12 protein-coding genes are annotated in these 12600 nt (G+C 43.6%); 9 read left to right on the top strand and 3 right to left on the bottom strand.

From position 1 onward, the window contains the following. Window positions 1-85: 85 nt before the first annotated feature. Both C5Z25_RS05360 and C5Z25_RS05355 read right to left on the bottom strand, forming a co-directional pair. Window positions 86-1285 carry an MFS transporter gene (locus C5Z25_RS05360; protein ID WP_105451692.1) on the bottom strand — a complete coding sequence of 400 codons (1200 nt, stop codon included), beginning with the start codon at window positions 1283-1285 and terminating at the stop codon, window positions 86-88. Between the two features lie 219 nt (window positions 1286-1504). Then, window positions 1505-2710: an MFS transporter gene (locus tag C5Z25_RS05355; RefSeq protein WP_105451691.1), complete on the bottom strand. Its 1206-nt coding sequence runs from the start codon at window positions 2708-2710 to the stop codon at window positions 1505-1507. A 128-nt stretch (window positions 2711-2838) separates the two neighbouring features. On the opposite strand from C5Z25_RS05355, the gene C5Z25_RS05350 reads away from it, so the two are divergent. After that, window positions 2839-3201, top strand: a complete 363-nt coding sequence (locus C5Z25_RS05350; RefSeq protein WP_105449200.1) for a winged helix-turn-helix transcriptional regulator — start codon at window positions 2839-2841, stop codon at window positions 3199-3201. A 244-nt stretch (window positions 3202-3445) separates the two neighbouring features. Here the strand turns inward: C5Z25_RS05350 and C5Z25_RS05345 are convergent, their stop codons facing one another. Further along, window positions 3446-4336, bottom strand: a complete 891-nt coding sequence (locus C5Z25_RS05345; RefSeq protein WP_158682908.1) for a LysR family transcriptional regulator — start codon at window positions 4334-4336, stop codon at window positions 3446-3448. Between the two features lie 117 nt (window positions 4337-4453). Here C5Z25_RS05345 and C5Z25_RS05340 point away from each other — a divergent pair, with 117 nt between their 5' ends. From C5Z25_RS05340 to C5Z25_RS05305, 8 genes are all read left to right on the top strand, one after another. After that, window positions 4454-4831 (top strand): DUF2255 family protein, encoded by a 378-nt coding sequence (locus C5Z25_RS05340; RefSeq protein WP_105451689.1) that lies wholly within the window; start codon window positions 4454-4456, stop codon window positions 4829-4831. 12 nt (window positions 4832-4843) lie between these two features. Then, window positions 4844-5788: an aldo/keto reductase gene (locus C5Z25_RS05335; RefSeq protein ID WP_105451688.1), complete on the top strand. Its 945-nt coding sequence runs from the start codon at window positions 4844-4846 to the stop codon at window positions 5786-5788. A gap of 118 nt (window positions 5789-5906) precedes the next feature. Then, window positions 5907-6740 carry an alpha/beta hydrolase gene (locus tag C5Z25_RS05330; RefSeq protein ID WP_105451687.1) on the top strand — a complete coding sequence of 278 codons (834 nt, stop codon included), beginning with the start codon at window positions 5907-5909 and terminating at the stop codon, window positions 6738-6740. 24 nt (window positions 6741-6764) lie between these two features. Next, window positions 6765-7349 carry a DapH/DapD/GlmU-related protein gene (locus tag C5Z25_RS05325; protein WP_105451686.1) on the top strand — a complete coding sequence of 195 codons (585 nt, stop codon included), beginning with the start codon at window positions 6765-6767 and terminating at the stop codon, window positions 7347-7349. 19 nt (window positions 7350-7368) lie between these two features. Beyond that, complete coding sequence (locus tag C5Z25_RS05320; protein ID WP_105451685.1) at window positions 7369-8049, top strand: putative quinol monooxygenase; 681 nt, start codon at window positions 7369-7371, stop codon at window positions 8047-8049. A gap of 261 nt (window positions 8050-8310) precedes the next feature. Continuing rightward, a complete protein-coding gene (locus tag C5Z25_RS05315) occupies window positions 8311-10164 on the top strand; it encodes a beta-glucoside-specific PTS transporter subunit IIABC (protein WP_105451684.1) in 1854 nt (617 codons plus the stop codon). Window positions 10165-10176: 12 nt separating this feature from the next. Further along, a complete protein-coding gene (locus tag C5Z25_RS05310) occupies window positions 10177-11601 on the top strand; it encodes a 6-phospho-beta-glucosidase (protein ID WP_105451683.1) in 1425 nt (474 codons plus the stop codon). An 83-nt stretch (window positions 11602-11684) separates the two neighbouring features. Beyond that, window positions 11685-12584, top strand: a complete 900-nt coding sequence (locus tag C5Z25_RS05305; protein WP_105451682.1) for a MurR/RpiR family transcriptional regulator — start codon at window positions 11685-11687, stop codon at window positions 12582-12584. The last annotated feature ends 16 nt before the right edge of the window (window positions 12585-12600 follow it).

The raw sequence follows: 12600 nt of genomic DNA, 5'->3' as shown, positions 1-12600 counted from the left end.
TGTGGTAGCCTTGATGTCAAAAAATCACTGCAAGAATTCATAAAATTCTCGCAGTGATTTTTTGTCCAATTCGCTTATCAGCCGACTAAGATTTAAGTGTCGGGGCGTGCCAATAAAAGTAGCGTAACCAAAGGACTAGAGCGACTAATTCTAATATGGCGGTCAGCAAAAAGATGGGTTGATAATCCCAGTAAGTTGCGACGACGGCTGCCAGACCAGGCCCCACCACGTTACCTAGAGCTTGTGCCGATTGATTAGAGCTAAAGATGCGACCGAAAACAGTGCGTGGCATACGATCAACGGTTAATACTTGAATTGCGGGTAGTAAGGCAGCGTCAGCGATACCTAAGATGAACCGCAAGCTGATAAGTTGCCAGATTTGAGTGACCAAACTACTCAGGCTTAAGTCGATAATGGCGAGGCCTAAAAAGATTATTAAACACCGCGATGCCCCTAAATAATCAATCAGGCGACCAATCCGACTGGCCATTAACACGGTAGCTAAACCAGGGGCTGCGGCGACCAAACCAGTGATTAAAATAATTTGGTTAGTATTAGATGTCAACTGGCCCACTAAAAGACTTAAAAGGGGTGTTATGGCATTAGTGGTTGCTTGAATGATGAGCAGTGAAGCGAATAGTGCGGTAAAGAAAGGGCGACCAACTTGATGTAAGACTGGTTTTAGTGGTGGCAAAGCTTGCCGGTCAATCGGGGTCACGGCTTCTTGCACACCCCACCAAGTTAAGGCAAAGACCAGGGCCATTAGACTGCCGGTAATAAAAAAGGCGCCACGATAACCCACACGACTAGCGAGACCGCCCCCAATTAAGGGGCCTAATAAACTGCCAGTAATACTACCCGTGATTAGTTTACTGAGCTGGTGTCCACGATGGGCGACGGGCGTGGTTAATGAAATTAAGGCATTGGCATTGTTGATGTAGCCTGAAAAAGCTCCTTGTAAGGCCCGGAAGCCTAATAAAATAGTTACATTGGGCGCTAAACCAACACCGATAATCGTTAGGGTCATAGCGCCGGAAGCGCGTAAACACATCAACTTTCGGCCTTTTTGATCTGCCAAGCGGCCCCACCATGGGGAAACAAGTGCTTTACTTGCGTAGGTTACCGCAAAGGCGGCGGCACCTAAAAAGTTGAGTTGTCTTGGGCTGAAGTTACCCAAAGTTTTGATATAAAGAACGATAAAGGGCAAAGTCATGGCGTTGCCTAAATCAGTGATTAGACTACCAAGCCACAAAATCCGGAAGTTCCTGTTAAAATTAATCGGCACCGCAATTAAACTCCTTAGAAGTTCAGATTTACTAGTCTTAGTATAGTAGCTAATGCCCCATTAGTAGATGAATTTTCGGTATTGATTGTGTAAAGTGACCTAAAAAGCGCGTCTAAAATAACTGATTAGTCCGTAAAGGATTGTCATCAGGTACTTTAGACGCGCTTTTGTGTTTGTTACTGATTGAAATTGCGGCTAGGCCGTGATAAATCGGTGTCGTTACTGGTGGTGTTCCACATGAGCCGGTTGTTTAGCCGGTTTTGCTAACCAAATTAAGCCTAGTAATAAAACGAGACTGATAGCGACCATCAAGGCACCAAAGATTGGCGTCCAAGCTAAGCCAAATTGCGTCGTAACTTGCCCCCCAATCCCGGAACCCAACGCAATGCCGACATTGAAGGCCGAGATATTCAGTGCGGAAGCCATGGTAATATCTTGCGGTGTTTGATCTTCTGCCAATTGGACAATATATAGTTGAAGACCGGGAACATTCATAAAGGCAAAAATCCCCATGGCGAGTACGGTTAGTAGACCAAGCCAATGACTGTGGGCGGTGAAACCCAAGACTACTAAGGTGATCAAGAGTCCGACAAACATTTTAAAGAGGGCGACCAATGGGCGGGTATTGGCCCAGCGTCCACCTAGCGTATTGCCTAAAGCAACCATCAGACCATAAATGACCAGAATGACGACGACGGCACTGGCGGACCAGCCCATTGACTGTTCTAATAATGGTGATAGGTAAGTGTAAGCGACGAACGTGCCACCATACCCTAGCGCAGTGACTAATAAAGCCAGTAAAAGTTGTGGATTTGTTAAAACGCGTAGAATGCCACGCGCAGTTGCTTTGGTGGGCAATGGTAAGTGACGTGGAATTAACCAGTAATCTGCTAATAACCCCAGGACGCCAATGCCACTAATGAAGATAAAAGACCAACGCCAGCCGCCTAGTTGACCAATCATGGTCCCCAGTGGGACTCCGGTAACCGTGGCAACGGTTAGGCCGGTGAACATCACTGCGATGGCGGAGGCACGTTTTTCGGGCGCAACCACATCTGCGGCAATGACTGAAGCGACGGTCATAAAGATGCCATGCGCTAAAGCCGCAATCACACGGCCGGCTAACAGTACCTTGAAAGTTGGTGCTAAGGCTGCTAACAAGTTACCAACAATAAATAACCCCATAATCATCATCATTAAACGATGCCGATTTAGTTGCCCAGTCAATAAGGTCATGACGGGCGCACCTATCATAATTCCGAGGGCGTAGACGGAAACGGTCAGTCCAGCCTGGGCCAAATTAATATGAAAACTGCTAACTAATAACGGCATCAAACCAACACTGATAAATTCGGTTGATCCAATTGCAAACGCGCTAATGGCGAGTGCGAGTAAGGTCCATGTGGGATTTACTTTTTTGTTCATTTTCTCATCCTCCTGCTATTGCTTATGTGATAAATAATGATTATACTAGCAAGTAACTTAAAGACAAGTACCTACTTTAAAGTGCTATACCCACTAAAAAGTAAGTATGGGTTAGGAGGACTGAATCAATGCCAACGAAAACGTACCATATCGGGGTCGAAGCGACGATGGAAGTCATCGGTGGAAAGTGGAAATCCATTATTTTATGCCATTTACGGCAAAAGACGATGCGCACGAGTGAGCTAGAACGTGCGATTCCGCAAATTTCCCAGAAAATGTTAGTGCAGCAATTACGGGAACTAGAAGCAGCTAAAATCGTTGAACGACATGTCTACCAAGAAGTGCCACCGCGCGTGGACTATGGATTAACTGATTATGGGCAGAGTTTATCAGGGATTTTAAATCAACTCTGTGTTTGGGGTGAAAATAATATTGATCGCCGTCGTGACGAGGGTGAGGCAATTACGTTGTTGCATCGCGATGATTTATAAAACAAGAGTGCTCCCAAAGCTGTTTAGCCACCTAGCCTAGCCAGTCATTTGCTGCGGTTTTAGCAGTGGATGACTGGCGTAGCTAAGCCCAAGTAGCTGGCTTTGGGAGCACGTTTCGGCAAGCTAAAATAGTGACTAATAAAAGGCAGGTCTGGAAAATAATATTCCAAGGCCTGCTTTTTTGCTGGGGATTAAAATCTGTTAGAAGTAAATTAAGTTATGACGTAGCGTTTAGTCATGCGCTTTAAAGCGGCATTTCTTGAATCTGAGTGGTGACGTAATCGATAAAGGCTTGGACGGTCGGTGATAGCGAATGATTTTTACGCCAAATCAACGTGTGCCGTGTCTGACTTAAAGGGCTAAAGGGGACGAATGTCAGGCGTTGATTTTGATAAAAGTCCAAAATACCATCAATGCCAATATCATAATAATGGTGGTTGAGTAATAGTGGTAAGACATTATTTTCCAAATTACGATCGCCTTGAAAACGTAAGGTATCGGAATCGAGTCGCAGCCAAGTGGCAATTTGATTTTTTAGAATGCTTCGTCGAGGACCTAGCAGGCGTAAATCTTTTAAATCACGGCCAATAATAAATTCTTTTTGGGCTAGGGCGGCATCACTCGCCATAATGAGTCCCCAAGTCTCGGTAATTGGGATGGTACGAGCAAAGTACTTGGCTGATTCAATCGGTTCTAGGAGGATACCAATGTCCAATTGATTTTGATCAATCTGTTCGCGAATAGTGTTACCGTCTGCACTGAACAGGGAGAAGTGACTGTGCGGATGTTGCTGTTGGAAAGTGGCAAGCCAATCAGCGACAAAAGGTGAGACTTTGCTTTCGACACAGCCGATGCGTATTGGGCCAGCGAGCCCCGTTAAATTATTTTTAAGTTCGCGTTTCGTTTGTGCTAAGTCATTCAGAATGGCTTGAGCGCGACGTTCGAATAAAATACCAGCGTCTGTTAATATAATTGAACGCTTACCACGAATAAATAGGGTTGCGCCCACCTCAACTTCCAATTCTTTTAATTGACGTGATAGCGTGGGTTGGGTGGTGTGCAGTGCCGTGGCAGCCTTAGTGATATTTCCAACTTGAGTTAAAACGATAAAATAATGTAAAACACGGGTATCCATGCGACTAACTCCCATCTATTCAAAATATGAATGATAAAGTATTAAAAATAAGCATTTTACATTATTATGCGGAGATTCTATGATAGTGTCAATGATTTGAAAGGGAGGTTGATGTTGATGAGTAATTGGACCACTGCACAACTTAATCGGTTCTGTACGGCCGATGATATGCATGTGTCACCGTTTTATGATGATGGTAAAACGTATGGCACCCCGACTTGGATCTGGTCAGTAGTCGTTGATGATAACCTGTACGTGCGTGCTTGGAATGGCCAGCAATCACGTTGGTATCAATCGGCACGGCAACAACGTGCCGGTCGAATTCATCTGGCTAATGAAGATTTTGAAGTGACTTTTACCCCAATAGCGCAGAATGATCACCTAACGATGGCAATCAATCAAAGTTATGAGAAGAAATATGCAGGCAGTCCCTACTTGCCGCCGATGTTAGAAGCTGGACCCGTCGGTGCGACGGTCCGTTTGGATTTAAAATAAGGAGCTAATTAAATGACAACTACAAAACAAGCACCAATTGCATTAGGAACCTGGGCCTGGGGCGATACCGCCGCTGGGCAAGTCTTCGGTGACCAATTAACGGTGGCCGACTTACAACCCGTTGTTGATACTGCCATGGCGAGTGGCCTGAATCTATGGGATACCGCTTATGCTTATGGTGCCGGAGCTTCAGAAGCGATGCTTGGTCAATTATTGCAAGGTTATCCACGTGATAGTTATCAGTTATCCACAAAGTTCACCCCACAAATGGCAGGTAACGGTGATAATGAAGTCGCTGATATGTTAGCGGGAAGTCTGAAACGGTTAAATACAGATTATATTGATATCTATTGGATTCATAATCCTGCTGACGTTGAAAAGTGGACACCTGCATTAATTCCGTTAGTTAAAAGTGGTCAAATTAAGCGTATTGGGGTGTCTAACCATAATTTAACCCAGATTAAACGAGTTGCTGAAATTTTGGGTGCAGCTGGTCTTAAAATTTCAGCCATTCAAAACCATTATAGTTTGTTGTATCGTTCCTCAGAAGAAGCTGGCATTATTGACTATTGTCGCGAAAATGATATCACATTCTTTGCTTACATGGTGTTAGAACAAGGGGCATTATCAGGACATTATGATGTGGACCACCCATTACCAGCAGGTAGTGCACGGGCCGCAACGTATAATGATGTTTTACCACAATTAACCGAATTAACGGCTGGTTTAAAGGCAATCGGTGACCGCCAACAAGCAACGGTAGCCGAAGTAGCGACAGCATATGTCTTAGCCAAAGGAACCACCCCGATTATCGGCGTGACAAAACAAAAGTATATTGCAAGTGAAGAAAAGGCCTTACAAGTTAAATTATCAACGGCTGAAATTGAACAATTAGAAGCATTGGCTGCGGCAACACAGGTTAATACCAAAGGGTCTTGGGAAAATCCAATGGCTTAGTCATAAAAAAGTGAAACGTGGGCGTTAGAGGGGCGATATTGACCTTTAAGGACCGCGTTTTGCGTTGCATCTAGGCTAATAAATTTGAACATTAAAAGGAATCTGAGGGTTAGTAATAATGGGGTTAAATAAACTAGGGTTATGGGGATTAGTTGTGTTAAGTTTGGCTGGACTAAGTGGTTGTGGTCGCGCTCAGCGAACACAGTCGACGACGACATATGTGCCAACGTTGTTTTTTCACGGTTGGGGGAGTAGCTATCATGCCGAACAACATATGGCACGAGCAGCATTGCGCGCTGGTGTGACGCAGACCGTTGTACGAGCAACGGTGTCTAAACGCGGAACAGTAAAATTAAATGGTCGTTTCCATGCCAATGATTCGCGGCCAATTGTAGAAGTGGATTATCAGGATAATCGGAATGCGAACTATCGAACGGATGGTCGTTGGGCTAAAAATGTCGTTGTGACCTTACAACGACGTTATCGGATTAAAAGTTTTAATATGGTGGGGCATTCGATGGGTAATATGGCGATTGTGTATTACTTATTAGCAAATGGGCAAAATAAACAGTTACCTAAATTACGTAAACAAGTCGACATTGCGGGTCACTTCAATGGTATTTTAGGAGTGGACGATCAGCCTAATCAAATGCACTTAACACCGAGTGGACAGCCACTTAAAATGAATCACGATTATCAGGATTTATTGACTTTGAGAAAGACCTATCCTAAAAACCAAATTAAGGTGCTCAATATTTATGGCGATAAAGGTGACGGGTCCCATTCGGATGGCTCAGTCAGTAATGCGTCGTCGCAGTCGCTAAAGTATTTAGTCGTCAGCCGCGCTAAAACGTATCAGGAACAAAAGATTAAGGGGCCCAAAGCCCAACACAGTAAACTTCATGCTAATCAACAGGTGGATCGGTTGCTGATTAACTTCTTATGGAAGTAAGCTAACTATAAAGGATGATAAATAATGATGACAGAACATGAAAAATTATTAGCTGGTCAAGATTATGATTATCGAGATGCAGAACTTCAAGGCTTAATCAGTCGTGGTAAAGGCTTATTAGCGACCATTAATACCGCTACAGATTTAGGAAAACGGCAAGCAGCCATGCAGTCATTTTTCGGTGCAATGGGTCAACGCTTCGCAATTAACGGGCAATTTAGTGCCATTTATGGCGCCCATATTCAAGTGGGTGATGATGTTTTTATCAACGGTAATTGTACGTTCCAAGATTCAAATCGGATTACCCTAGGAGACCGAGTTGTTATTGCGCCCGATACGAAACTCTATTGTGGGGGGCATGCGTTGGATGCCAGCAAACGTTTTGGCACGCGTTCGGATGGCAGTAAGTATCTTATCACGATGACGAAACCAATTACGATTGGTAATGATGTTTGGATTGGTGGCAACGTGACCATTATTGGTGGCGTCCACATTGGTAATAACGTTGTTGTCGGTGCGGGCGCCGTGGTGACAAAAGATGTGCCTGACAATACGATTGTCGGTGGCGTACCAGCTAAAGTGATCAAACCGTTGGCGCCATTGGCCTAGTGAAAGGAAGTCATTTAAAATGAACCCATTAACTACGGCGCCATTAATGCGCTTATTTAAATTGTCGATTGAACCGAAAGATCAGCCGGCGTTAGCGCGGGTTGGCCAGCATAATCTGACGACTTCGATACAGCAAGAAGCCGGGACGTTAGCGATGTATACCGCCCATACGGATGCATTGGGAGCTGATAATATCGTGATTGAAGTTTACCGCGATGATGCGAGTTATGCCATTCACGCAGCTTCGGAGCAATTTAAGGCTTTTCGTGAAGTGGCCGGCCAAGTGGTCACACAGCAACAAGTCACGCCTTTGACACCAGAATTGTTATTGGAAGCGGCGGAACCCTATCAAGCCATTAATGATCACGCCTTGTCAGTACGGTTAGTCACCGTTGAAGTTAATGCAGCCTTGGCAGCGACCTTTAAAACCAGTGTGTTTTCAGAAATGAAGCAGGCGATGGCGGTCGAACCTGGTGTGCTGATTATGTATGCGGCGCGGATAACTACGGCGCCAACTAAATGGGTGTTCTTTGAAGTCTATCAAAGTCCGCAAGCCTATGACGATCATTGTCAGACTGCCCATTTTAAGCAATATTTAGCGACGACCAAGGCAGCAGTTCTAACTAAAACGATGCAAGTTTTAACGCCAGATGTGTTGGTTCATCAAGGTGGCATGTTTTTCGAAAATAAATCACGATAGTTGTCGAAACGAGCTTGGAAAACGTCGAGCTCGTTTTTTTTGCTTAATTACGAGATGCGATTTCATTAAAGCAGGATTGAAAAATAACTTGAATTGCGGGTCATCGAGTGGAATTTGTTTTACTAGTAACAGTCTAAGTAGCAAAATGATGAAACCGATTTCATCATCGCCGAGAAATATTGAAAGCGCTTTTTCTAGGTGGTAACTTGAAAGCATAGAAAAAACAACTGAGATTAAGCGAAGATGAAAGGGGTCGTCAACATGAGTCAGAAATATGAACAGTTAGCTCATGATGTCATTGAGAATTTAGGTGGTAAAGCTAATATTACCGATGCATATCATTGCCAGACCAGATTAAGATTTAAGTTAGCTGACGGGAGCCTAGTTAATGAAGATGCACTTGAACAATTGGATGGTGTCGCCAAATATATTTTTAACGCCGGGGTTCATCAGGTTGTGATTGGGACGTCGGTTGCGGATGTTTTTGAAGAGGTTGCCAAGCAACTAAATCTTAGCGCCACCGAAACTGCTGATCAGCCCGTAACTAGCGAGAAAAAAGGGTTTTTCAATACATTAATTGAGTTCGTTGCCGGTACTTTTCAGCCGGTTATTCCAGCGCTATCTGGTGCTGGGATGGTTAAAGCGTTACTAGCCTTACTAATTGTCTTTCAGGTGATTACGACTAAATCACAGACGTACTACTTGTTAAACATGTTTGCTGATGGGGTCTTCTATTTTTTGCCAATGATTTTGGCAGTGACGGAAGCGCAGAAGTTAAAGTGTAATCCGGTTTTGGCCCTAGCGGTAGCCGCAATTATGATGCATCCGGATTGGAATAGTCTGGTGACAGCTGGTCATGCGGTCCATCTTTTTGGGGTTATTCCATTGACGTTAACCAGTTATGCCTCTTCCGTTATTCCAATTCTATTAATTATCTTTGTTCAATCCTATGTTGAAAAATGGCTAACCCGGTTGATTCCCAAAGCCGTGGAGCTAGTCTTTGTCCCAATGCTCACATTTTTAATTATGGGTACGTTGGCCTTTTCAGTCCTTGGCCCACTTGGCAGCATTTTAGGCGGTTACTTAGCGACTTTCTTTAATTACTTAAGTGTCAATATTAGTTGGTTACCTGCAGTTCTAATTGGTGGTTTCTTACCAATTATGGTGATGTTTGGGTTGCACAACGGGGTGGCACCATTAGGGGTTATGCAGATGGCGCAAACCGGTTATGATAGTATTTTTGGCCCTGGCTGCTTGTGTTCAAATATTGCGCAAGCGACGGCTTCGGCAGTAGTCGCATGGCGGACTAAAGATAAAAAGATGCAGCAATTAGCTACCTCTGGTTCAATTACCGCTTACATGGGTATTACTGAGCCAACTTTATATGGGGTCAATTTACCTAAAAAATACCCGTTAGTCGCTGCCATGATTGGTGGGGGTGCCGGTGGCTTGTTTGCTGGCTTAACTCATACCCATCGCTTTGCGACCGGGTCGTCAGGATTACCTGCGGTGCTTTTATATATTGGTAACAATACGATGCAGTTCTTTTGGAATATTATTATTGCTTTAGTAATTTCCTTCGTTGTCAGTGGTGTTTTAACTTATATTTTGAGCTTCAAATATGAAAAAGACCCAATCGTTTCAGAACAACCGACAATGCATAATGGTGCATTGATTAGTCCTGTTCCAGGGCAGATTATCCCGTTAAGTGCCGTGCATGATGAAGCGTTTGCTTCGGAAGCATTGGGTAAAGGCTTTGCAATTCAGCCGACTAAAGGTGAAGTGAAAGCGCCATTTGACGGCAAAGTCTTAACGATTTTTCCAACTAAACATGCGATTGGCTTGGTCTCTAACGATGGTATTGAAGTTTTGATCCATATTGGTTTAGATACGGTTAATTTGAAAGGGCGTTACTTTGAAGCGTTAGTCGAAGACGGTCAAGTGGTCAAACAAGGCCAACTACTTTTAAAGTTTGATTTAGATAAAATTAAAGCGGCTAAATACGATACACAAGTTCCCGTCGTGATTACGAACACTGCCCAGTATTCGTCAGTAGCCATGATTAAGTCGCCAACGACACCAGCAACCGGTGCAGTTTTGTCAGTAACGGTTTAGAGGAGGAAAATAATGACATTACGAAAAGATTTTTTGTGGGGTGGCGCGACGGCAGCTAATCAAGTTGAAGGTGGCGCTTTGGCCGATGGACGCCAACTAGCGAATATTGATATGTTACCGTATGGGCCTGATCGATCAGCGGTTGGGGCTGGTCAGCTCGCCATGTTGGAGACTAAGTCGGCATATCGCTATCCAGCACGACAAGCGATTGATATGTATCATCATTATCATGAGGATATCAAATTATTCGCTGAAATGGGGTTCAAAGTTTATCGCATGTCGATTTCTTGGACGCGTATTTTCCCTAATGGTGACGATGCGACGCCAAACGAGGCTGGTCTAGCTTTCTATGACCAAATTTTTAAGGAATTACGGCATTATCATATTGAACCCCTAGTGACTTTGGCTCACTTTGACATTCCGTTAGCTTTAATTAAACGCGGGATTGATTGGCGTGACCGACGGATGATCACTTACTTCACACGTTATGCGGCGGTAGTCATGCGCCGTTATCAAGGCATGGTTAAATACTGGCTAACTTTTAACGAGATTAATATTTTATTACATCAACCCTTTGTTGGTGGGGGTATTATTTTTAAGCCAGGTGATAATCAGGTGCAAGGTAAATACCAAGCTGCCCATCATCAATTAGTGGCAAGCGCCCAAGTGACCCAATTAGCGCGTCAAATTGATTCGGAGAACATGGTTGGTTGTATGCTGGCCGGTGGCAATAACTATCCTTATACCTGTCGCCCAGAAGATTACCAAGAAGCTTTGAACCGGGATCGTGATGGGTATTTCTTTATCGATGTACAAGCTCGCGGCAAGTATCCGAATTATGCCCTTAAGAAGTTTGAACGTGAACAATTAATTATAGAGATGGCGCCGGCAGACCAAGCAACTTTAGCTGCAGGGACGGTTGATTTTGTATCGTTTTCATATTATTCATCACGAACGGTTAGCGCCCATCAAGAAGATTACGCGCAAACGACGGGCAATATCTATGGGACCATTAAGAATCCTAATTTACCGTCAACTAAGTGGGGCTGGCAAATTGATCCCTTAGGCTTACGTAATTCATTAAATCAATTATATGACCGTTATCAAAAGCCGTTATTTATTGTTGAAAATGGGTTGGGCGCTGTTGATCACCCCACTGAAACTGGTCAAATTAATGATGACTATCGGATTGATTATTTGCGGCAACACATTCAGGCTTTTAAAGATGCGGTGACCATTGATGGCGTTGATTTACTAGGCTATACCACTTGGGGCTGTATTGATTTGATTGCGGCTAGTACTGGTCAAATGAGTAAACGTTATGGTTTTATTTATGTGGATCGCGATAACGAGGGTCATGGGACGTTTAAGCGGACTAAAAAACAATCTTTTTATTGGTATCAAAAAGTGATTGAATCAAATGGCGAAGTGTTATAGTCGTTGGACATGATAATTGAGGCAGACTACTACCAGCAGTATAATTAAATTGATAATAACGGCTGTTAGTGGAGGTAAACGGAGTGTATCTTTATCAAAAGATTGAAGAAGTGACACATCAAAAAAACGATTCACGTCAAACGATTGGTGATTACTTGTTAAGGCACCGCCAATCCATTAAACAACAATCGATGCAGGTAATTGCAACGGCGACCTTTACGTCGAAACCGACGTTAGTTAGATTTGCACAATCCCTCGGGTATTCTGGCTGGCGAGAATTCATGTATGCGTTTGAACACGAAGTGGCTAACTATGACCATAATACCTATGGCGATGTTGATCCGAACTTTCCATTTGATGCTGAGGCTAGTACGCTAGAGATTATTGAACGGTTGGCCCAATTACGACTTGAAAGTCTAAAATCAACGGTTAATTTACTACAACCTGATGTTTTAGACCAAGCGGCGCAGCTCATTTTTAAGGCGCAGAATGTGGTCATATTCGGGACAAGTCCGAATACTTATTATGGTGAAACTTTCAAACGTAATTTGATTTCAATCGGAAAGTCAACGCGTGTGGCGCCTACTGATGAAGGTGGTTTGATTGCCAATACAATGAATCCGCATGATTGCGCCTTAGTTATTTCCTATTCGGGCAACAATCCGGCGGTGAGTCCGACGAGCAATCTGAAAATTTTGTTACCGCATGATGTGCCGATTATTGCGTTGACGAGTGGTGGCGATAATTATTTACGGGACTATGCGACGGTTACGTTAAATATCTCGAGCAAAGAAAAATTGTATTCAAAAATCACTAATTTTGCCACCGAAGAATCTATTTTATTTTTATTAAATAGTTTGTTTGCCAAGGTGTTCTCGTTAAATTATAGTCAAAATCGGGCTAGTAAGATTGACCATTCACGGTCACTAGAAAGTGGTCGCCAAGCTAGCTTTAAAGATATTTTGGAAACACCCGCAGATTAGAACGGCATGATTTGAA

It is taken from the genome of Lactobacillus sp. CBA3605, from assembly GCF_002970915.1.
In the GTDB taxonomy this organism is placed as follows: Bacteria; Bacillota; Bacilli; order Lactobacillales; family Lactobacillaceae; genus Lactiplantibacillus.
This window is presented reverse-complemented; position numbering and strand designations above follow the sequence as displayed.

Excerpts from the sequence above, each read along its gene's own strand:
- C5Z25_RS05355 (WP_105451691.1), bottom strand. The coding sequence starts at position 2,710 with ATGAACAAAAAAGTAAATCCCACATGGACCTTACTCGCACTCGCCATT.
- C5Z25_RS05350 (WP_105449200.1), top strand. The coding sequence starts at position 2,839 with ATGCCAACGAAAACGTACCATATCGGGGTCGAAGCGACGATGGAAGTC.
- C5Z25_RS05345 (WP_158682908.1), bottom strand. The coding sequence starts at position 4,336 with ATGGATACCCGTGTTTTACATTATTTTATCGTTTTAACTCAAGTTGGA.
- C5Z25_RS05340 (WP_105451689.1), top strand. The coding sequence starts at position 4,454 with ATGAGTAATTGGACCACTGCACAACTTAATCGGTTCTGTACGGCCGAT.
- C5Z25_RS05335 (WP_105451688.1), top strand. The coding sequence starts at position 4,844 with ATGACAACTACAAAACAAGCACCAATTGCATTAGGAACCTGGGCCTGG.
- C5Z25_RS05330 (WP_105451687.1), top strand. The coding sequence starts at position 5,907 with ATGGGGTTAAATAAACTAGGGTTATGGGGATTAGTTGTGTTAAGTTTG.
- C5Z25_RS05325 (WP_105451686.1), top strand. The coding sequence starts at position 6,765 with ATGATGACAGAACATGAAAAATTATTAGCTGGTCAAGATTATGATTAT.
- C5Z25_RS05320 (WP_105451685.1), top strand. The coding sequence starts at position 7,369 with ATGAACCCATTAACTACGGCGCCATTAATGCGCTTATTTAAATTGTCG.
- C5Z25_RS05315 (WP_105451684.1), top strand. The coding sequence starts at position 8,311 with ATGAGTCAGAAATATGAACAGTTAGCTCATGATGTCATTGAGAATTTA.
- C5Z25_RS05310 (WP_105451683.1), top strand. The coding sequence starts at position 10,177 with ATGACATTACGAAAAGATTTTTTGTGGGGTGGCGCGACGGCAGCTAAT.